This is a genomic window from Marinomonas sp. GJ51-14, assembly GCF_055808695.1.
In genome coordinates this window covers 1,590,001-1,611,806 of sequence record NZ_CM147879.1, presented here as the reverse complement: position 1 = coordinate 1,611,806, position 21,806 = coordinate 1,590,001, and the positions used below count along the sequence as shown (strand labels likewise).

Below are 21,806 nucleotides of genomic sequence, written 5' to 3'. Positions count from 1 at the left end.
CGTCATCCTCACAACCCATACCTTTCTATTTTTTTGATTAATCCCTGTCTTGAGATACCGAGCTGTTTAGCAGCTTGAGTTCGATTACCTTGGCTTTTCTCTAAGGCGTGGTGAATCAGGCGAATTTCCAGCTCTCGAACTTGCTCGTCTAAGGTGGCTTCACTAATAGATGAATCAGAGATAAGTTGCGACTTGCTTATGCGATCAATACTAGGATAAAGAAGCTGAATATCGTCCATGCTAATGCGCCCTTCTGGACAAATAGACGCGACGCTTTCTAACGCATTTTTTAGCTCACGGACATTACCAGGCCAAGTTTGGTCTCGAAACCATTGCAACGCCTCTGAGCTAAGTTGTAAGTTTTTGGACTGCTGAGATTGCAAGCGATGCAGAAAAGCTTGCAGTAATACGGGAACGTCTTCCAATCGATCAGACAGAGATTGTGTTTCAATGTTTACGCCTTTAATTCGATAGTATAAATCTTCTCGAAAACTGCCTTCTTGAACCTTCCCTAGTAAATCCGCATTAGTGGCAGACACAACACGAATGTCGATGTGTTTTTGCTCTCGTCCGCCAACAGGGAAAAACGTGCCTTCTTGCAACACTCGTAGCAGTTTTACTTGCATCGCCAGTGGCATTTCGCCGATCTCGTCCAAGAATAATGTGCCGCCATCCGCAAGACTGAGCAAGCCGACTTTGTCTTTTTCCGCGCCGGTAAATGCGCCTTTCATGTAACCAAATAATTCACTTTCCAATAAATCAGCAGGAATCGCGCCACAATGAACAGAGACAAACGCTTTGCTCGCTCTGTGGCTCAAGTCATGCAAGGTGCGTGAAATCACTTCTTTGCCTGTGCCCGATGGCCCAGTGACCAAAACACGCACGTCTGTTGGCGCAATGCGTTCGATTAAGGCACGGATTTTTTGTGAACTCGCAGAGTGACCAATATAAGACGCCGCACCTTGAGATTGTTGTGTCGACTGTTTGAGCTGGTTTAATTCCCGCTCCAAGGTAGTTTTGGTGATAGCTCGGCGAACCACAACAGCCAACATATCAGGATCAATGGGCTTGGCGATGAAATCCCAAGCGCCAAGGGAAACGGCTTTTAACGCCAAGTCACGGTCTGCGTTACCAGTGATAATAATCACGGGGCGACCGTCAAAGTCTGACAAAGAATCCAAAGTCACTTGAGGATCAAAATGCGGTGGCATGGAAAGGTCGAGCAAGACTAAATCCGCATCGAATTTGCCGATCACATCACGCGCTTCTTCTAAGCTGCCAGCGGTTTTGACGTGATAATCTTGGTTCGCTAACCAACGACTGGCTAATTCTCGAAACGCTGGCTCATCATCGACCAGTAGAATTTTATTTTGCATCATGTTCTTCCTTCCGTTGAGGCAAGACTATTTCGAAAGTGACAGGCCAGTTCGTATCAGAACGATGACGAATTCGGCCACCATGAGCATCAAGAATACGACGTACTATCGCTAAACCTAAGCCACTGCCGCCTGCTCGTTTCGTCACAAAAGGTTGAAACAGCGCCTCACCTTGTAAGTGTTCATCAATTTCTGGACCATTGTTATGCACTTGAATCACCAGCATTTCACCATCCGACTTTGCTTCGATGAATAACTTTCCTTCCGATTGATTACGTAAAAAAGCCGTGGCGTTATCAATCAAGTTAACAAAGACTTGCTGAAGGCGTTGAGGGTCTGCGTCTAGCTCAAGGGATTCGTCAATCTCTAACTCGTAACGAATATCGCCCAGCTGAGCTTGCGCTAATACGCTGGTAATTAAAGCCCGTAACGGCGTAGAGGAAATTTGCAATGTGAGTCCACCCGAATACACCAGCATGTCGCTCACTAAGCGGTCTGCTCTTTGTAATTGAATTTGAATGTGCTGGCGTGTTTCTGGCGGTGTATCGTAAGCCGCCATCGCAATAATGTTTAAGGGATTGCGCAATTCATGGGCCATGGCGGCAGACAAACTTCCCAACTCCACAAGATGTTTTTCATCAAGGCGTTTTCGTTCTGCCACAGCCAATGCCAACGACCGTTCAAGCAAACCGCAACTGGTCGAAAACAAAGAAGCAAAAACCTCTGCGGTTAATCGCATTCCCGGACTCGCATCGTCCCAACCCAACAAGACGAAACGCCAGTCGGATTCAGAACGAGATACGTTTAAGGCTAATTCATGACTGCTATCAAGGTGTTTACTAGAATTTTCATCTGGTTTTTTATCAGCATAATCGGCGGCGCTAAAATCCAGCTTTATGGTCACGTTACGTCTGATCTGAGAAGAAAGTAAGCCTTCACCAACTTTTATTAATTGCTGCCAATCTTGTGCTTCTTTTAACTGACTAGACCAAGTATCCAAGACGGTTTCATTTAATACTGCACCGGGGTAAATCAATTTTGAAATCAAACGATTGAGCGGCTGATAAATCAATGCTGACATCACCAGAATCAATAAAGAATACAACCACAGTTGCCAGCTCGGAACATTCGCCAAAGCCTGTAAACCAATCCGTCCAGACACCACACTCATTACGGCGATTAAACACAAAATCACCAACATCATCGCCACCCAAAGCAAGGCACGATTGGCAAACGCATTCACTGAAAGGATTTGGTAACGAACAACGCCATAAACCAAAAGCAACAAATAGGTTGGCAGTAACAACATTGGATAAGGAAACCAACTGATGCCAAAAGAAGGGAAAACAAAGCTAGTAGCTAATAATAAGCCCCAAGCACCAACGCCAAACATAGCGAGAATCGAGCGTTTCTTATTGCCAGAATGACGGTACCAACCGAACAACAACACCCCATGGGCCAAGATACCAATCAATACGGTGTAAACCAGATTCAATAAACCGGCATCCGTAAAGACAAAAAAGGAACGCGTATCCGGCGTGCTAATGGCATCCCCACCGCCCGTCCACCAGCTTTCTAACACCACAACAAAACTCATTAAATAAAACCAAGGAATAGCCTGATGAAGCCGATCAAGAAACGTTTCTTTTGCGGCTCCTGAATTCACAAAACGAATGGCAAAATGCAGAAAGAATGTTGGCATTAGCGGATTGGCGAGAATAATAAAAATACCAAGGCGGTCATAACCTTGGAACAGGATTACATGACCAAAACACCAAATCGCCATCATGATGGCAAAACCCGCCAATGCCTGTAGATCGCCTTGATTTCGAGCACGCCATAACAGCCAAGCTGCAACTAAAAAGCCACATACACTAGACACCAACATGGCGACTTCAAACATTAATGAGAGCGTCACAACTGTAAACCTCGTTTACACCATAAATAGAGAGAAATCGTAAACTTCTTTTACGATATTAGCAAAAATAAAATAATACCTTTAAAAATCAATCAGATAAAAATCTATAAACATTGGCCTATCAATTGCTATCACTCTACTGAGTCTTTTGATCTATCTCAATCTTTTATCTATTAACGGGGCAAGCGTTATGAATACTGGCTTTTTTATGACTGAAATCATCGCACTTTTTAGCATTGTGGGTTTGGCGTTACTTCCATTGGCATATCAACAACTGCGCACTATCAGAATCAACAAGAAGTTCTGACACTGTGTGTAATGTTTTAAACCTATCTTACTAACTGAAGCCTGATACAGGCTTCCTATTCATTATTGGAATAACAATGGATCTCGACGTCGCTATCTTATCCCGACTCCAGTTTGCCTTTACTGTGAGTTTCCACATCATTTTCCCGAGTATCACGATCGGCCTTGCTACGCTGATTGCGATCTGGGAAGGCTTATGGCTAAAAACCCATAACCCGTATTATTTACAGCTGGCTAAATTCTGGATCAAACCCTTTGCGATTACCTTTGGCATGGGCGTCGTTTCTGGGATTGTGCTGTCTTATGAGTTCGGCACGAACTTCTCCAAGTTCTCTGAAATCACTGGCGCTGTTTTAGGGCCATTGATGGCCTATGAAGTGCTAACGGCATTTTTTATGGAAGCAGGTTTCCTTGGGGTCATGTTATTTGGCTGGCAACGGGTGGGTCGAAAACTTCACTTCTTTTCAACCATGGTCGTTATGATCGGCACTTGGTTTTCTGCATTCTGGATCATTGTGGCGAATTCTTGGATGCAAACGCCAACAGGCTACAAAATTGTCGAAGGCAAGTTTGAAGTGGAAAGTTGGATGGAAGTTATTTTCAACCCTTCTATGCCGTACCGACTTACTCACATGGTCATGGCGTCACTGATTACTGCAACCTTTCTTGTCGCAGGTATTAGCGCCTATTACTTGCTGAAAAAGAAAAACATTCCTTTTGCGAAAAAAGGCCTGTCTATGTGTATGTGGTTTGCCTTAGTGCTGACACCACTACAAGCTTGGATTGGTGACATGCACGGCTTGAACGTACAAGAACATCAGCCAACTAAATTGGCAGCAATGGAAGGCATTTGGGACGCAAAAGAAGAAAACGTGCCTCTGTTGCTTTTCGCAATGCCAAACATGGAAACAGAATCCAATGATTACGAAGTAGGCATTCCAAACCTTGGCAGTCTCATTCTTACCCATTCTTGGGACGGTGCGGTACAAGGTTTAAAAGCCGTTCCGCCAGAAGACAGACCTTATGTGCCATTAGTATTTTGGTCATTCCGCGTCATGGTCGGTATTGGTTTTGGTATGTTGGGCATCGCGTTATTGGCTCTGGTTTTACGTCGAAAAGATCGCCTATTTGAAAACAAGCCCTTTCTGGCTTTGGTGGCTTTATTCACACCGTCTGGAGTCATTGCCGTCTTGGCAGGTTGGTATGTGGTTGAAATTGGCCGTCAGCCTTGGATTGTTTATAACTTAGTGCGTACGTCGGAAATTGTCTCCCCATTACCGCCAGAACGAGTGTTATTTACCTTCATTATGTTTGTGATTATTTACACTTTATTGTTAGGCGTTTATCTCTATTTCATGCGAAAACTCATTAAGAAAGGTCCACCATCCATGGAGGCATTAGAAAAACAATTGGTCGGAATGAAGGCACCTGGTTACGCACTTGCTTGGGTGAAGCTTTTACAGAATAAAGAAGCAAAAAACAAAGAACAAGGAGATAAATAATGGATTTGGCTTTTTTCTACTTCCTCGTTTTAGGTTTTGCGATTTTCATGTATGTGCTGTTGGACGGTTTTGATCTAGGCATTGGCATTCTTTATCCATGGTTTAACCAAGAAGGTGAACGGGATCATTTAATGCGCTCTATTTCACACGTTTGGGATGGCAACGAAACTTGGCTGGTATTTGGTGGTGTGATTCTGTTCGCGGCCTTTCCAGCGGCGTATGCAGGCATCACTTCTACCTTTTACTTGCCAATTATGTTGATGTTGTTTGCCTTGATTTTCCGTGGTGTTGCCTTCGAGTATCGTTTTAAATCCGATACCTCTCGGCCTTATTGGGATTTCGCGTTTAGTGCAGGTTCTGCCATTGCTGCTTTTTGCCAAGGCATGTTACTTGGCTCCTTGGTTCAAGGCGTTCCAGAAGGCAGCAGTAGTATTTCTAGCCTGCATTGGTTAACACCCTTCTCTGTGTTGACGGGTTTTTCTGTCATGGCTGGTTATGCTTTATTAGCGGCGTGTTACTTATTCATGAAAAGCCGAGGGCGCATTCAAGAGCATGCTGCAAAACTTGGAAAGCATCTTTTATTGATCACACTTTTTGCCATGGTTGTGGTCAGCTTATGGACTGTGATTAGCCAGACCGAAATCCGAGAACGTTGGTTTACCGGTTATAACTTCTTACTACTGTCGCCTTTGCCAATTCTTACGCTTTTTGTCGCTGTTTTGGCCTGGAAGGACTTACTCTCTCATAATCAGGGAGCTCACAATAAACAAGCACAAAGCCATGAAGCTCGACCGTTTTGGTATGCCGCCACTTTGTTCTTGCTCGGTTTTGCAGGTTTGGTCGTTGGGCTATTCCCTTATCTCATTCCAAGACAATTAACCTTTCTGGAAGCCGCATCACCAGACAGCAGTTTGCTCTTTTTGTTACCTGGCGTTTGTATTTTTGTGCCGCTTATTTGTGCTTACACAATATGGGGTTATCGAGTCTTTGCGGGGAAAGTAGAAGATTATCAGGAGGGATATTAATGTTTTTTAAATCAATGAAAGACAAAGTCGCTCAGCTTAAATCCTGGCAATGGTTTTTGTTACTTTATTTAAGCGGCTCCATTGCACTCATTTTAACCTCCTATGGCATTAAACTACTCATGGCTGGGTTACCTTAAAAGCTCGTATTGCTCAAAAAACCATCTATTCAAGTTCAATTGAGTAGATGGTTTTTCTATTAAGTTATGATTCAACTTCAGCGGCGGTCATCGCCTCCGGTTTTGGCCGAACGCAAGCTTTCAACAACAGTCCAGCGAATAAAACAAAACCAATCACTCGTGCACCTACGACCATGAAAGACAGATCGATTGATGCTGTAGGCCAAGCAATTAGCACTGCTGAGACAACATACAACAATCGAGTTACCCACGATAAGTTCACTCTCAGCCAGCCAGAAAAGCCAATACTCATAGATGTCGTTGCTAAGGTAGCAAACGTGATCGCAGCCACTATACTTTCAGTCGAACCTATCAATAAAACGCCTGGCATGGTGACGAATAGGAAGGGCACCAAGAGTTTCACAAAGCCTAAACGCATGGATTCCACTGCGGTTTCATTCGGTTCTGCACCAGAGATTGTCGCCGCGGCATAAGCGGCTAATGCAACTGGCGGAGTAATGGCAGACACCAACCCAAAATAGAAAATAAACATATGCGCTGATAAAGTTTCCATCCCCAATTGTGTCATCGCGGGTGCAACCAATACCGCGAGTAATAAATACGCAGCAGATGTCGGCAAGCCCATTCCCAATACAAACGACGCCAACGCAGTGAGTAATAAAACCGCCCACAAATTGCCATCACCAAGCTCAATAATCAAACCTGACAACATCAACCCCATGCCAGTGAGGTTCAATATGCCAATGATTACACCCGCTGCAGCCACCGCGGCAACAATCGGTAATGTACAAGTTAATGTCTCTTTACAAGCGTCGATAATATCGACGACATTAATCCGTGTGGCTTTCTTCCAAGGGCACACTAGCAACCCCGCAACAATCCCCATCACCGCTGCTTGGGTAGGCGATTTTCCAGAAATCATCAGCCCAATCAACACCACCAACGGAAGCAATAAATAGCTTTTTGTTTTCAGGGTTTCAAGAAGTAACTGCAAGCCCGCTTCTGTATCTCTTGCTAAGTTAAGGCGACCAGCTTCTAGGCGTACCGAAATCATTAAAGCTAAGATATACAATAACGCCGGTACCAAAGCGGCTAACGCCACTTCTGCGTAAGGAATACCAATCATTTCTGCCATCAAAAAAGCTGCTGCGCCCATTACTGGAGGCATTATTTGCCCAGCAGAAGAAGCAGCAGCTTCTATTGCACCAGCTAATTTTGCACTGTAACCAACACGCTTCATCAAGGGAATCGTAAAAGTCCCCGTAGTTACAACATTCGCCACCGCGCTGCCATTTAGCGAACCCAATAATGCGCTGGATAACGCCGCTGACAAACCCGGGCCACCTTGCACTCGCCCTGTCAGGCCTCGCGCTATATTAACAAATACTTCTCCCGTACCGATCTTGGTTAAAATCGCACCGAACAAACTAAACAGGAAAATATATTCAACGGCAACGCCCATTGGTACACCATAGACCCCCTCTGTCGACAACATAAGTGTCGACGCCAAACGATTAAGATCGTAACCGCCGTGACCGTATTTCCCAGGAATCAAATCACCAAAGTAAGCGTATAGAAAAGCTGCAGTCATTAAAGTAATCAACGCCCAACCAACCGCCATTCTGACAAAAACAAACACTAGGGTAATCAAGGCTAAAAACACCCATTTGTCTTGCCCAATCGACATAGCGCCACGCATGATAATATCGATATAGTAATGCCATAAATACGGCCCTGGCACTAAGGCTATCAACGCTAATAGATAAAATGTGCTTCGACTCACCGCACTTTTGTATCGCAGCGCATAAAATAACATGGCACCACCAGCGACTAAGGAAAAAAACAACGATCTCAATAGAAGTGCTGTAATACCACCGTAATAGGCGCCATAAAGTACAAGCCCAGCAATGCCTACGGCAATAACACTAAACAGTATAGAAACCGATAGACGTTCCTTTTCACCGGCAAAAGTAGATTCAAGCAGCAAACTTTGTAGGCTTGTCTTCATGATGTGGCTCCTATTTATCGCTTACTTCATCAAAGTATTTTTTCGCACCAGGGTGCAAAGCAATCGGTGTGTACTTCGCCGTTTTCAAGGAGATCGCTTTCGCTTGCGGATGAATCTGTCCAAGTTCGTCTAAATTATCGAAAATTGCTTTGGTGATGTTATATACCGTGCTCTGATCTTCCTTGCTACTGGTAAACAAAATTGCAGGATCGTTAATCATGGTAACGGGAGAAGTCTGATCTGGGTACGTTCCAGCAGGAAGTGAATAAGCTTGATAAAAAGGATATTTTTGAATCAAACTTTCTAGTTTTTCGATATTAGCAGACAGCAGTTTCATGTCTGTCTGTGAATCCAAATCGATTAATGACGCTGTAGGCGCGCCCGCTAATACAACAGTAGCATCCACTTGCCCGTTTATTAATGCTTTAACGCCTTCATTGTAAGAAAGGAAACGCGGCGTGATGTCTTTAAACACACCATACTCTTGTAGCAAACGCGTCGCTAGAACTGCGGCGTTACTACCTGGAGGCCCCATGCTGACACGCTTTCCTTTCAATTCTTCGAAGGAGTTAACACCGGCACCTGAATTAGTCGCGATTTGGAGCACCGCAGGGTACAAATAGGCAACACCAGCAACCTCAAGTGCGCCACTAACTTTAAATGGACCTTGTCCATTTTTTGCTTCATATAGCGTTGAAGAGGAAGACAAACCTAAGGTCATTTGGCCTGCGGCAACGCGATGATTGTTTTCAACCGATGCACCTGTGACTTCCGCTCGTGCAGTAGTGTCATCCATGTGCTTATTGATACTTTCTGAAATCCCAGCACCAATGACGTAAAACAGGCCACCGGTTCCGCCAGTTCCGATGGAAACACGGTCTGCTGCCAGAACAGAAGTTGCTAAGGTTGCACATAACGTGCTCGCAATGAATACTTTTTTAAACATGGGTTTCTCCATTATTATTTTTGTTGTTGTGTGTCATACAAGGCCATTGTAACTATGAAACCTTTCACCAACCTTTCATGGCGCACTAACAAAATATTTAAGGTGAAGAAAATGACTCGGATACTGGCTGCATGGCATTGTCCCATTCATTGTAAATAAGCTGTTTTTTTGCGTCGTCCGTTTGAATGAGCAATTCAAGGCCAAGCGGAATAGGGCGAAAAATACCGTGTGGTAATTTACTTAGTGCATCTCGACTATAAGGCCCAACGGCTTTGATACTGATCGGCGTAAGGCCAGATTGGTTCGCTAAAATATGTTGCCCTAAAGGTGATAGCAAAAAATCAATAAAGCGCTTCGACAGCCTTGGCTGTTTGGTGTCTCGATAGATAAATGCCGTGCGCATAATTACCGAAGTATAATCGGTCGGCATGATGGTTTTAATCCATGGGTATTGCTCCGACCATTTATACGAATAGGCTCCGATCAAATTGTAGGCAACAAAAACTTGCCCTTTTAAAAGCGCCTGAAGCATAGAAGAGGTGTCGGTGTAGAGTTGCGCCTGATGATTTCCAAAGGCTTCCAATAAACGACCATAGCTACGTGATTGCTGTCCATCATACGTCCATGCCAAATAACCAACACCTGATTTTTTAATATTGAACAGACCCATTTTTTCATCCAACAAATGGTTTTTTTTGCGGATCAAATTAAGTAATTGCTCACGACTCAACGGCAAAGCATCAGCGCCTAAAATGTCAGTATTGATGGCAGTTACAATCGGCTCGTAAGTAAAACCAAATAATTCATTACGCCAATGTGAGTCGATTGGAAGTAGTTCAAGTTCTGGAGACCGATAAGCCAGTGCAAATCCATCGTTTGCCAGTTTAAATTGCAAATCCATGGCAGGACTCATGATGATATCTGCCCGCGTTTCTGGCTGAGAAAGAAAGCCTTCGTACAAGTCACGTGTATTCGATTCGATATAGTGAATTTTTACATTGGGATATTGCGCTTCAAACGCCTTAAACAGAGATTCAATCACGGTACGATTTGCGGCCCCATGAATGGTCAGCACGCTCTTTTCATTTCCGGAGCTTTCATTTCTAACGTTGTCTTGGTCTGCAAACGCAAGGGAACTCAGCGTAAGAAAAATCCATACGAGAAAGTAGGTCACTCCTATTAAGCGCGTCATAGTCGCGCTCCTTTCACTTTAGAATACCTGTTCTTAGGAAACATCCGCTTAGGAAAAATGACCTCCACGATCAATCCCGTGGGCTCGTTGTCTTTCAGATGGAACCTCGCATCATGGTGTTCGGCAACTTCTTTAGCAATCGACAAGCCAATACCAGAACCGGAAGCCTGGTTCTCTGGGCTGCGATAGAAATATTCAAAGATATGCTCTTTATCCTCGTCTGGAACACCCACACCTTGATCTCGAATTTGCAAAACTACCGCGACGTTTTTCATTTCGTTTGTCGACATCAGTTCAACCTCAACCAACCCCTTGTTTGGGCTGTATTTAATGGCGTTCTCTATGATATTTTGCAGCATTTGCTTAAGCGCAAACTCATCGCCATCAATCGTTGCTTGAATGTCACCTACATATTCAATTTCAACACCTCGCTCTAATGCCCAAACCACTAGTTCTCGACAAGTGTCTTTGGTCAGTTGATCTAACGACACAGGGCTAAATGGATGACTTTGATAACGGTGTGTCAGTGTGGCTCGATTGAGTAGCTGATTGACGGTATTACTCAGCACATTGCTACTTTCTAAAATATGTTGCAACTGCTTCTGACGTAGCACTTCATTTGTTTCATCAATGGCATTTTGTGCTTGAGAATTAAGCCCCGCAAGTGGTGTACGAATCTGATGAGCGGCCTCTGCGGTGAAGCGCTTAAGACGCTCCAATGTGGTGTCCAGTTGCACCATGAAATAATTGATACTTTTTAGTAGCGGCGCGATTTCACTCGGCACATTCGTCTCAAGTGGCGACAACTCCAATGGAGAGCGCTCCATAATGGCTTGCTTGATCGCTTGTAATGGTCGCAACACACGCCAAATAACGAAGAGTAGCAGGAGCAAGGTAATCACGAAAAATAAACTTACGAAATGCAGCGCCATTTGGTTAATTTCCGCGGCGGTGGCTTGGCGTGCGTCCAGAGTTTGCCCGACAATAATAAAAACGTCGTTCACCTTATCTGCTTCTAACAATCGTTTCCCAAGTGCAACAAAACGTACATTCTCTTCATGATACGGCGCCTCATAATAGATAGGGGTGAACTTCTGTTTTTCTGTGGACTGAAGCAGTAATTGTGTAAAAGGAATATCAGGCAAGTCATTATAACCTGTCAAAACTTGATACTGACTGCTCATGATGGAGTAAAAAGCACGGTCTGAATTTGAAAGTGCTAATGTCTCAAAAGCAGATATGGGCAGATCAATAAACACCTTACTGTCCAATATATTAATGTTTTCCGCCATCTGTAACGCAGCGCCGTATAAGAGTCGATCATAAGACACTTTAGTGACTCGGTTTGCGTAAATGTGTGCCCCCCAAAGTGCCAACACGTTAATGCAGATTAAGACAATACTGACCATTAGGATCAATTGCCGACGCATTGAGGTCGTCTTAGGCATGATTTTTTTCCAATAAGTAACCTAAACCACGAATGGTTCTAATGTGTACATCACTGCCTTGTAAGGACTTTCGTAATCGCGCCACGTAAATCTCGATAACGCTAGCGTTTGGATTTTCATTAAAATTGTAAATATGCTCGATCAAGACCTCTTTACTTAACACGCGACCTGTATGGCTAATAAATACCTCCAACAGGCGAAACTCTCGTTGCTTAAGCTCAATCTCATGATCTTTTACCTTAACAGTACAGGCTTGTAAGTCTAAGCAAACATTACCGTACTCTATAATGTTCTGTGCCTGTCCTTGACTACGACGAAGCAATGCACGGCAGCGGGCTTCTAACTCACCGAAATCAACTGGTTTGGTCATGTAATCGTCTGCACCCAAATCCAATAACTCGATACGATCTTTTATCCCATCACGCGCGGTCAGTACAATAACGGGCGTGCTAGAGTGCTTTTTACGGAGATTCTGTAAAATATGATTACCAGTCATGTCCGGCAAATTCAGGTCGAGTAACATCAAATCATATTCTTGAAGTGCCAACATCTGGTTCGCCTCGGTTCCTGTTTGAGCAAGGTCAAGACCATGCCCCATTCGACTAATTCGCTGACTGATTGCTTCGCCTAGAATTCGATCGTCTTCTACTACTAAAATACGCATGATAATGACGCTCTTTTGTTATTGTTCTGTTCACAATAAAATAATGCTTATCTGTAAGTAATTTAGCGCATATTAAGGTATGAAAGAATGCTCTATCTCTTCTATCAATGAGTTAAATTAAAAATAAATACCGGATAACAAATACCGAATAACAAATACAAAGCTCAAAGCCCCTCAATCTGTGTCCTTCTTTCTTTCGTTATCTGTCCATGTGCAAACTTTTCTAAAACACGTAAAGTGATGAGGTTATTGTTCCTCCTACATCACACGTTTAAGGGTTTATTATGATTCTCAAGGATATGTTACTCGGTCTCGCGATTATATTTGCGTGGGGGTTTAATTTCGTAGCAATTCGCTGGGGCTTGGATGAATTAACACCAATGATGTTAGGTGGCTTACGATTTTTAATTATCGCCGTTATTGGCTCCTTCTTTTTTGCTCGACCCAATACACCTTGGTTATGGATACTAGGCTATGCAATGTCGCTTAACTTTGGGCAATTTGCCTTTCTATTTACCGCTATGGAATTCGGCATGCCTGCAGGGTTAGCATCTTTAGTTATACAATCTCAGGCTATTTTCACAATGTTCTTCGCAGTTTTATTTCTGAAAGAGTACGTTCGCCCTTATCAATTATTATCTATTGGTGTTGCCGCAAGCGGACTCGCTGTAATTGGTTTAAATGGCGACGATACAACAATGACGGTATTAGGATTCGCCATTACATTGGCAGCGGCTTCAAGTTGGGCGTTAGGTAATGTTATTACTAAAATAATCAGTAAAAAAGGCTATGACGCAAATTTAAATTTGATTATTTGGTCTTGCTGGATCACACCTATTCCTTTCTTTATAAGCGCCTATTTCGTCGATGGTGCTGATGTTATGTGGCAAAACATTATCAATGTTAACTGGAAAACCGCAGCAACCTTAGCCTATTTATCGATTGTTGCAACGGGCTTGGGCTATGGCTTATGGAGTTATTTGATGTCTCGTTACCCTGCAGGAAGCGTCGCGCCATTAGCGTTAGGCGTTCCGGTTGTTGGCCTGACTTCTGCTTCGTTCGTATTAGATGAGCAGATTAGCCAGATTCAATGGATAGGTGTTTGTGTTGTGCTGCTTGGCTTAATCATGAATACATTAGGTGGGCGCTGGTTAGCTCGTCGAGCCAACCAGCGAGTATGAGTTTATTCTTTGTCTTGCGGTTTATGCGAAGACTGTTGTGCATCAATTTTATCTGACAAGCGAGCTACTTGAGCTTGTAGTTCCGCAATCTGATGAACCAACGCCTGATGGTGGTTTTCTTGATTTTCATGTTCTTCTTCTACGGTTTCTCTGGTCATAACATCAAGCACGACACCGACCATCATATTTAAAAAAACAAACGCCGTTAAGAAGATGAAAATGATGTAGAAGATCCAGCTCATTGGATACACTTCCATCGTTTCATACATCACATCGGTCCAATCCTCAAATGTTGCGACGCGAAATAAGGTTAGCATTGAGATAGCAATATCGCCCCACAGCGTTTCATTCACTCCACTGAAGAATATCGAACCAACCGCAGCAAAAAGATAAAAAATAATAAACATCAACAAAGCAATGTAGCCCATTTTGGGAATGGCTTTGAGTAATGCATTAATCAGATAGCGTAAATCTGGAATAACAGATACTAAACGCAGAACACGAAAAACCCGTAATAATCGTGCAACTAGAATCATGTCGGTGTCTGATATTGGCACCAGGCTACCAATCACAATAACACTATCAAAAAGGTTCCAAGGGTCTTTCAAGAATCTACGTTTATCATCACAAGCTATAAAACGCAGAGAAAGTTCAACGAGAAAAAAACGGTGATAAAATTATCTAAATAGTTAATACCCAACTCAACACCATAAGGTAAAGAGTAGGTTTTTGCGCCTACGGTTAACGCAGCAACAATAATGATGCCGATGATAAAACCCTGAAACCAAACACTGCTTTCAACTCGTTTCATCACGGCTAATAAATGCCCAGAACGCCTCATTTCCATTATTTTTTACACCTAGTATCCCCAAAAAAATACCCTGCAAAAAAGACAAGGTGACGCCATATTAAGGTCATCTTATGAAAAATAAAAGTAGAAGTGGTTTTGGATACAACGTTTGTTTATTAAGTTCGTTTTACACGTACTACTTTCATGATTTCAACAGGAATACCGGCTACTATCTCTTGTGTTGGGTAATAGGTTAAATTTACGCGAGCTCCACGTAATGTGCGGTATTTGCCTTGTCGTTTAAAGCGGAATGGCACGTCATAGCCTTCAATCATTAAGGTATGAAGCACCCAATCTTCTTGAGGCCGTTGCGCATGAGATTTTACTTTCATTGCATCAGAATGAATAAGCGCATCGTTATTTTTTAATAGAGATTCTGGATCAGATTTCACAAGACTTTCTCCTTTAATACGATGAAAGTCTCTTAGTATGACATAAGTAAACGAAATCCTGAAAAATTGATTGTTTTTTGTTCAACTTCAAGATACGTCGATTTTCTCATCTTTATTGAGCTTCTCAGTAAATTGACTCATAGCTTGTGCCTCTTCTTTGTTTGCGAAGCGCACAACGGCTCTTTGAAGAATAAGACTGTTAGGGTAAGTCACCACATCACCAGACAACCTTTGAATAATCACATGAAATGTCGATATCTCTAAAATCTGCCCCAGAATCTCATCGTCTTTATCAACGACTTTCACCCAGTCGCCTACTCGATAAGGAAAGCTGAAGAAAATAATTAAACTTGCCGTGATGTTGCTCAATATTGACCACTGGGCAAACAAAGCCACACCTACTACCGCAAATACAGACGAGAAAAAAATCGCCAATTGTCCGTAGCCAATCCCCAAAACCAAACATACTAATAAAACAAAAATGGCCGTAAAGCCGAGATTTAACATTTTAGACACATAATTTACACGAACCTCATTGGCCGATTTCTTATGTCCTAGCAAGGTGATAGAAGATTTAAGAAAACGAGAGATGAAAACATACCCCACAACCAATAAAATAATTAAGCCAATTTGTATCATCATATTTATTTCCTACGACTTATTCATAAAGCACCCTATGATATAAAGCACTATACCTGAGTTTGTTAAATTACCAAGATATGGAGAAAAGCTTATGCAGGCGAAGCGCATCTATCTCTCTTTTATAGATTCTGAAAAATATCTTTCATTGAATCAAAATGAAACTGTGCTTTCTGCTCTAGTAGACAATGGCATCCCCATTAAACAAGCCTGTATAAATGGCGCTTGTGGAATTTGCCTCACGCCCTTACTTTCCGGTGAAATCGATTATGCAGACAAAACACCACGGGGTCTGAATCAAAAAGAGAAACACGATGGTTATTTTTTACCTTGTATCGCAAGATGTAAGACGGATATTTATATTGGTCATCCTAAAGTGCCCCTGCGTTAATCCCTCAAAACCGTTATGATAGGTACAGCACACCAACGAGCCATTTTATGTCTAGCGAACTGCCCATTTATCAACTGATCCCTGACTTAAAACGTCAGCTAAATCAACATCACGAAGCCATTTTAGAAGCCTCACCAGGAGCAGGTAAAACCACTGTAGTTCCACTCGCTTTATTAGAAGAAAGCTGGTTGAAAGGTCGGCAGATCATTATGCTAGAACCTCGTCGCTTAGCGGCCAAGGCCGCTGCTAAACGTCTTGCAGACACATTAAAAGAACCTCTTGGCGAACGTGTTGGCTATCGAATTCGCCATGAAAATAAAGAAAGTAAACGCACTCAGGTTTTAGTCGTCACAGAAGGAGTATTGACTCGAATGCTCCAAGAGGATCCTAGTCTTGATGCTGTCGCCTTGGTTATTTTTGATGAGTTTCATGAAAGAAATCTGCATTCAGATCTCGCTTTCGCTTTGTGTTTACAAGCACGAGATTTATATAGAGATGAAGACCCGCTTAAATTGTTGGTTATGTCCGCCACGCTTGATACAGACGCGCTTCAGGCTCAGCTTGGTTGTTCCGTATTAACTAGCCAAGGGCGAAGCTTTCCTATTGAAACCCGCTACTCCAATCTCTCCTTGAAAACAGATCAAGTTATCGACGAAGTGATACGCCTTACTTGCCAAGCCTTTTCTGAAGAGTCCGGTAGTTTGCTTGTCTTTCTACCCGGTCAAAGAGAAATTCATCGCGTGGCGGGTCAATTACAACAACGTCTAGGTCATGAAGCACACCTTAGCATTCTCCCCTTATATGGCGAATTGAACCTAAAAGAACAAGAAGCCATTATTCAACCAATGATTGCCCCAGCGCGTAAAATCGTACTCGCCACCGCCATTGCTCAAACAAGTTTGACCATAGAAGGCATTCGAGTTGTTATCGACAGTGGTTTAAGTCGTGAGGCACGTTTTGATGCCAACACAGCAACAACTCGGCTTCATACTCGTCGTGCAACCCAAGCGGAAACCACGCAACGTATGGGACGAGCAGGACGAATCGAACCGGGAGTATGTTATCGATGGTGGAGCGAAGGTCAGCAATATCAGCTTGCCTCACAAGCTCAACCTCAAATTGAGATCAGTGAATTAAGCAGCCTCGTTATGGAATTAGTCAAATGGGGTGTACAAGACCGCTTAGAGCTAGATTGGATAACGCCGCCACCGAACAGCCATTGGCAACAAGCAGTGGACCTACTCACCAATTTAACTGCATTAGAAAAGCAGAGCGCCTTACAACTCAGTAAGCTCGGCACACAAATGAACAACCTCTATATTGAGCCTAGATTGGCTCGTATTCTTATTGAAGGAAAACGCCAAGATGCCGACAAATTAGCTTCTGCCATTTGTACCATATTGTCAGAAGGTGACCCTTTATCTCAACATCATAGCGACCTTGCTGATCGTCTTCATTGGCTAGATGACCCTAAACCAAAGGCCAATGCACATAAGCAAAAAACTTATAAAAAAGTACAGCAACAGTGGGATAAACGAAGCCTGAAAATAACCCTTGATGATTTCGAATCCATTCAAAACACAGATGAAATATCCTCCTTGCTAGTACACGCATTTACAGATCGGATAGCCCAAAGGGTGAACCAAGAACAAAATAAGGTGCGTTATAAACTGGCCAATGGTCGTATGGCGAGTCTCTCAGTTGAAGACCCTTGCGCACAAAGCGAATGGATAATTGTGCTTGCCATTGGTGGCCACAATGGACAAGAAGATCGTATTTTTCTTAGTACGCCACTTCAATTATCTACTATTACAGAAGATTTTCCTGACGTATTAGAATCCAAGAGACACTTTGCATGGTCAAAAAAAGAAGAACGACTGATCAGTGAATCACAACGTTGGATAGGTAAAGTTTGTGTTGATACACAAAAGCTTAAATCACCTTCTGAATCCGACATAACCAACGCAGTATGCCACTATATACAACAGGAAGGTTTGTCAGTTTTACCTTGGGATACATCAAGTGAGCAATTACGAGCGCGCATGCAATTTGCCTTTTCGCATGATCATAACAACCTTTGGCCTGAGTGCTCCGATATTGCACTACTAAACTCTTTAGAAGAATGGCTTGCTCCGTACCTAGGAAAAATAACCTCTCAACAGAATATGAACAAGCTTCCTTTAACTGATATTCTGCTTAATCGACTCGATTGGAACCAACAAAAAGTATTGAATAAAAGCGTTCCTGCGCGTATCACAGTCCCGTCTGGATCAAGTCATGCTATTGATTATTGCGAGCCTCAACCCACATTGAGAGTAAAGCTACAAGAGATGTTTGGGTGTACTGAAAGTCCTAAAATATTAAATCAGATTGTGCGCATTGAACTTTTATCCCCGGGACAAAGACCACTCGCAGTCACTCAAGATTTAGCTTTTTTCTGGCAACAGGCTTACCCTGAAGTTCGCAAAGAAATGCGTGGAAGATACCCAAAACACCCTTGGCCCGACAATCCTTTGGAAGCGCAAGCTACAGCAAAGACAAACCGAGCATTACGATCCTCTTAGCTGGGAAAGAGCTTGCTCTGTAATTTTACGACTAAACTCAGTGTTCTTTTTATGGGTCGGTGACCAACCTAGGATAAAACGATGGAAGTCAGCCCATGCAATAGGAAATAGGAAATACCATTCGTTGGCTACCGCCTCCGCTGTATCTGGTGACTCGCCAGTTGCAAGAATGCATCGAGACAATTCAGAGAAATACAATTCAAGCAGATAATCTAGATGATCATTTAGCTCTGATTCGGTAAAGCAACTCCCGAGGAAATAAGCCAAATCTTGAACACCAATTCCGCCCCCAACATATTGAAAGTCAACCGCAGCGACTGAAGTTAAATCATCATTGAAACAAAAGTTCGCTAATTTCGCATCACCATGAACCAAAGTCTGATAACGAGCTTGATCAATGCTTTTATCCAAACTTTCAGCGTGTTCTTTTAACTCTCCTTCTGGCATAGAACTCCACTCATCAGGACGAGTCATCAAATGCCAATAAGTGCCTCTGGGCCATAAACCTTGCGACCAATCATTGTTCCTCTTGGTTTGTAGAAAACGAGCGTGAAAACTTGCCAACCAATTAATAACAACAGTCGACTCTTCAACAGAAAGAGAATCACAACGACGACCATAACCAGCAAGGTCTAAGTCTTCCAATAAAAGATAGGTTTCACCTTCTTGGTGCCAAGCAGCGAGTAATTTAGGCAAACGCTCATTATCACTACAACTAGCAGCCCAGTCTTGATACCAATTAGCTTCAACTTTATAAGAATTAACTTTGCGATCATGAGCTAAAGAAGATTGCCAACCCTTAGGATGGCTCTGGATTTTTCCAAACTGGATAGACTTAAGAACAACACTAGTAGCGATGTCAGAGCCTTCAACAGAGAAACGAATGATTTCACCATAGCCACTCCATAAACTCTGAATGGATTCTATACGAACCACGAATGAGGCATTAAGAGCTCGTTTAATAAATATCTCTGGTGTAATAGAATCAGATCAAATGAGAATCGATTTCCTATCATAACTTAAGTAGACCTAGAGTCATAAAGCTAGCCGCTCTATCGGGCCATATTTTTGATTGGCATTTACGCTAATACCTTAAACTCGCAAAACGATAAGGTGTTATTTTTCATTGACGCTGACGGGTCGAGCACAGGGCACGAGGAAGTCCTAAACAATAGAAGGTAAGGCAGTAGATCTAAAGGAGTAGCTTCTTGGTTGTCATTTACGCAGACGCGTCGAGGCACGAGACAGGCACAAGTAAATGACAACCAAGACGCGCTCGTTTCCAAATAGCCCAAAACGAAAAAACCCTGACAGCGTTAGCTATCAGGGCTTTCTTAATTATAAGCTTGACGACTTACTGCTCTCACATGCGTGTTTGCAATAAAAAACCCCACACAGCGTTGGCTATGTGGGGCTCTTAGTATTATAAGCTTGACAACTTAGTGTTCTCACATGCGTATCTGCAATAAAAAACCCCACACAGCGTTGGCTATGTGGGGCTCTTAGTATTATAAGCTTGACGACTTACTGCTCTCACATGCTTAGCTGCAATAAAAAACCCCACACAGCGTTGGCTATGTGGGGCTCTTAGTATTATAAGCTTGACGACGACCTACTCTCACATGGGATCTCCCACACTACCATCGGCGATGACGCTTTTCACTTCTGAGTTCGGGATGGGATCAGGTGGTTCAACGTCTCTATGATCGTCAAGCAATTCGGTTGCGTTCGTTCTGGTGGCTTTCTTTCGTTGGCCTTACCAAAACACGCGAAGACATGCTTGGATCTTTAACAATTCGTTTTGAAATAACGTCAATCAAGTATTAAACCGATGCTCATCATTGCTGATGCTTTATCGTAATATGTGTCTCTTTGGGATGAGATTTTGCTTTCTCATCCAAAACCACTTTGGTGTTATATGGTCAAGCCTCACGAGCAATTAGTATTGGTTAGCTCAATGCCTCACAGCACTTACACACCCAACCTATCAACGTCCTAGTCTCGAACGGCTCTTTAGGGGACTTATGTCCCAGTGAGATCTTATCTTGAGGGAGGCTTCCCGCTTAGATGCTTTCAGCGGTTATCCCGTCCGAACGTAGCTACCCGGCAATGCCACTGGCGTGACAACCGGAACACCAGAGGTTCGTCCACTCCGGTCCTCTCGTACTAGGAGCAGCTCCTCTCAAATCTCAAACGTCCACGGCAGATAGGGACCGAACTGTCTCACGACGTTCTAAACCCAGCTCGCGTACCACTTTAAATGGCGAACAGCCATACCCTTGGGACCGGCTTCAGCCCCAGGATGTGATGAGCCGACATCGAGGTGCCAAACACCGCCGTCGATGTGAACTCTTGGGCGGTATCAGCCTGTTATCCCCGGAGTACCTTTTATCCGTTGAGCGATGGCCCTTCCATACAGAACCACCGGATCACTAAGACCTACTTTCGTACCTGCTCGACGTGTCTGTCTCGCAGTTAAGCGTGCTTTTGCCTTTACACTCTATGCATGATTTCCGACCATGCTGAGCACACCTTCGTGCTCCTCCGTTACTCTTTGGGAGGAGACCGCCCCAGTCAAACTACCCACCACACAGTGTCCTCGATCCAGATAATGGACCTGAGTTAGAACCTCAAACATACCAGGGTGGTATTTCAAGATTGGCTCCAATAGAACTGGCGTCCTATCTTCAAAGCCTCCCACCTATCCTACACAAATAGGTTCAAAGTTCACTGTGAAGCTATAGTAAAGGTTCACGGGGTCTTTCCGTCTAGCCGCGGATACACAGCATCTTCACTGCGATTTCAATTTCACTGAGTCTCGGGTGGAGACAGTGTGGCCATCGTTACGCCATTCGTGCAGGTCGGAACTTACCCGACAAGGAATTTCGCTACCTTAGGACCGTTATAGTTACGGCCGCCGTTTACTTGGGCTTCGATCAAGAGCTTCGCTTACGCTAACCCCATCAATTAACCTTCAAGCACCGGGCAGGCGTCACACCCTATACGTCCACTTTCGTGTTTGCAGAGTGCTGTGTTTTTAATAAACAGTCGCAGCCACCTGGTATCTTCGACCGACTAGTGCTTACGGAGCAAGTCCTTCACACCGGCCGGCGTACCTTCTCCCGAAGTTACGGTACCATTTTGCCTAGTTCCTTCACCCGAGTTCTCTCAAGCGCCTTGGTATTCTCTACCTGACCACCTGTGTCGGTTTGGGGTACGGTTCGAACATATCTGAAGCTTAGAAGTTTTTCCTGGAAGCATGGCATC

16 protein-coding genes, 2 rRNA genes and 1 pseudogene (1 of these 19 running past the window's edge) are annotated in these 21,806 nt (G+C 43.5%); 6 read left to right on the top strand and 13 right to left on the bottom strand.

Translation table 11 applies throughout. The features are described from left to right. Nucleotides 1–8: 8 nt before the first annotated feature. Together AC0L3Y_RS07825 and AC0L3Y_RS07820 are read right to left on the bottom strand one after the other, a co-directional pair. Nucleotides 9–1,379 carry a sigma-54-dependent transcriptional regulator gene (locus AC0L3Y_RS07825; protein ID WP_473470287.1) on the bottom strand — a complete coding sequence of 457 codons (1,371 nt, stop codon included), beginning with the start codon at nt 1,377–1,379 and terminating at the stop codon, nt 9–11. Next, nucleotides 1,366–3,294: an ATP-binding protein gene (locus AC0L3Y_RS07820; protein WP_473470286.1), complete on the bottom strand. Its 1,929-nt coding sequence runs from the start codon at nt 3,292–3,294 to the stop codon at nt 1,366–1,368. Before AC0L3Y_RS07820 ends, AC0L3Y_RS07825 begins: the two co-directional genes overlap by 14 nt. Nucleotides 3,295–3,677: 383 nt before the next feature. Here AC0L3Y_RS07820 and AC0L3Y_RS07815 point away from each other — a divergent pair, with 383 nt between their 5' ends. Genes AC0L3Y_RS07815 through AC0L3Y_RS07805 form a run of 3 tightly spaced genes read left to right on the top strand, consistent with a single transcriptional unit; the run spans nt 3,678 to nt 6,264 of the window. Next, nucleotides 3,678–5,102 carry a cytochrome ubiquinol oxidase subunit I gene (locus tag AC0L3Y_RS07815; RefSeq protein WP_473470285.1) on the top strand — a complete coding sequence of 475 codons (1,425 nt, stop codon included), beginning with the start codon at nt 3,678–3,680 and terminating at the stop codon, nt 5,100–5,102. Beyond that, a complete protein-coding gene (gene cydB, locus AC0L3Y_RS07810) occupies nt 5,102–6,127 on the top strand; it encodes a cytochrome d ubiquinol oxidase subunit II (protein ID WP_473470284.1) in 1,026 nt (341 codons plus the stop codon). The genes AC0L3Y_RS07815 and cydB overlap by 1 nt, the downstream gene beginning before the upstream one ends. Then, on the top strand, nt 6,127–6,264 hold the full coding sequence (locus tag AC0L3Y_RS07805; protein WP_473470283.1) for a hypothetical protein: 138 nt from the start codon (nt 6,127–6,129) through the stop codon (nt 6,262–6,264). The genes cydB and AC0L3Y_RS07805 overlap by 1 nt, the downstream gene beginning before the upstream one ends. Nucleotides 6,265–6,328: 64 nt before the next feature. Here AC0L3Y_RS07805 and AC0L3Y_RS07800 read toward each other — a convergent pair whose 3' ends face one another. The 5 genes from AC0L3Y_RS07800 to AC0L3Y_RS07780 form a co-directional block, all read right to left on the bottom strand. Beyond that, nucleotides 6,329–8,272, bottom strand: coding sequence for a TRAP transporter permease (locus AC0L3Y_RS07800; RefSeq protein WP_473470282.1), 1,944 nt, complete (start codon nt 8,270–8,272; stop codon nt 6,329–6,331). 10 nt (nt 8,273–8,282) lie between these two features. Continuing rightward, complete coding sequence (locus AC0L3Y_RS07795) at nt 8,283–9,218, bottom strand: TAXI family TRAP transporter solute-binding subunit (RefSeq protein ID WP_473470281.1); 936 nt, start codon at nt 9,216–9,218, stop codon at nt 8,283–8,285. A 97-nt stretch (nt 9,219–9,315) separates the two neighbouring features. Continuing rightward, complete coding sequence (locus AC0L3Y_RS07790; protein WP_473470280.1) at nt 9,316–10,410, bottom strand: ABC transporter substrate-binding protein; 1,095 nt, start codon at nt 10,408–10,410, stop codon at nt 9,316–9,318. Next, nucleotides 10,407–11,858, bottom strand: coding sequence for a sensor histidine kinase (locus tag AC0L3Y_RS07785; protein ID WP_473470279.1), 1,452 nt, complete (start codon nt 11,856–11,858; stop codon nt 10,407–10,409). Before AC0L3Y_RS07785 ends, AC0L3Y_RS07790 begins: the two co-directional genes overlap by 4 nt. Beyond that, nucleotides 11,851–12,522: a response regulator transcription factor gene (locus AC0L3Y_RS07780; protein ID WP_473470278.1), complete on the bottom strand. Its 672-nt coding sequence runs from the start codon at nt 12,520–12,522 to the stop codon at nt 11,851–11,853. Before AC0L3Y_RS07780 ends, AC0L3Y_RS07785 begins: the two co-directional genes overlap by 8 nt. A gap of 284 nt (nt 12,523–12,806) precedes the next feature. On the opposite strand from AC0L3Y_RS07780, the gene AC0L3Y_RS07775 reads away from it, so the two are divergent. Continuing rightward, entirely contained in the window at nt 12,807–13,703 is an 897-nt protein-coding gene (locus AC0L3Y_RS07775; protein ID WP_473470277.1) for an EamA family transporter, read from the top strand. 2 nt (nt 13,704–13,705) lie between these two features. Here the strand turns inward: AC0L3Y_RS07775 and AC0L3Y_RS07770 are convergent. The 3 genes and pseudogenes from AC0L3Y_RS07770 to AC0L3Y_RS07760 all read right to left on the bottom strand — a co-directional run bounded on the left by AC0L3Y_RS07770 (nt 13,706) and on the right by AC0L3Y_RS07760 (nt 15,587). Next, nucleotides 13,706–14,550, bottom strand: a pseudogene (locus tag AC0L3Y_RS07770) (ion transporter). Between the two features lie 119 nt (nt 14,551–14,669). Further along, a complete protein-coding gene (locus AC0L3Y_RS07765) occupies nt 14,670–14,945 on the bottom strand; it encodes a hypothetical protein (protein WP_036163707.1) in 276 nt (91 codons plus the stop codon). 87 nt (nt 14,946–15,032) lie between these two features. Further along, nucleotides 15,033–15,587, bottom strand: a complete 555-nt coding sequence (locus AC0L3Y_RS07760) for a mechanosensitive ion channel domain-containing protein (protein WP_473470276.1) — start codon at nt 15,585–15,587, stop codon at nt 15,033–15,035. Between the two features lie 91 nt (nt 15,588–15,678). On the opposite strand from AC0L3Y_RS07760, the gene AC0L3Y_RS07755 reads away from it, so the two are divergent. Continuing rightward, a complete protein-coding gene (locus AC0L3Y_RS07755; protein WP_473470275.1) occupies nt 15,679–15,975 on the top strand; it encodes a 2Fe-2S iron-sulfur cluster-binding protein in 297 nt (98 codons plus the stop codon). Between the two features lie 47 nt (nt 15,976–16,022). After that, on the top strand, nt 16,023–18,539 hold the full coding sequence (gene hrpB, locus AC0L3Y_RS07750; RefSeq protein WP_473470274.1) for an ATP-dependent helicase HrpB: 2,517 nt from the start codon (nt 16,023–16,025) through the stop codon (nt 18,537–18,539). On the opposite strand, the gene AC0L3Y_RS07745 is transcribed toward hrpB, so the two are convergent. From AC0L3Y_RS07745 to AC0L3Y_RS07735, 3 genes are all read right to left on the bottom strand, one after another. Continuing rightward, a complete protein-coding gene (locus tag AC0L3Y_RS07745) occupies nt 18,525–19,475 on the bottom strand; it encodes a phosphotransferase (protein ID WP_473470273.1) in 951 nt (316 codons plus the stop codon). The two genes, hrpB and AC0L3Y_RS07745, sit on opposite strands and share 15 nt — an antisense overlap. 663 nt (nt 19,476–20,138) lie before the next feature. Continuing rightward, nucleotides 20,139–20,253 (bottom strand): 5S ribosomal RNA (rrf, locus tag AC0L3Y_RS07740). Nucleotides 20,254–20,457: 204 nt separating this feature from the next. Further along, nucleotides 20,458–21,806: ribosomal RNA gene (locus AC0L3Y_RS07735) — 23S ribosomal RNA — on the bottom strand; it runs 1,548 nt beyond the window's last position.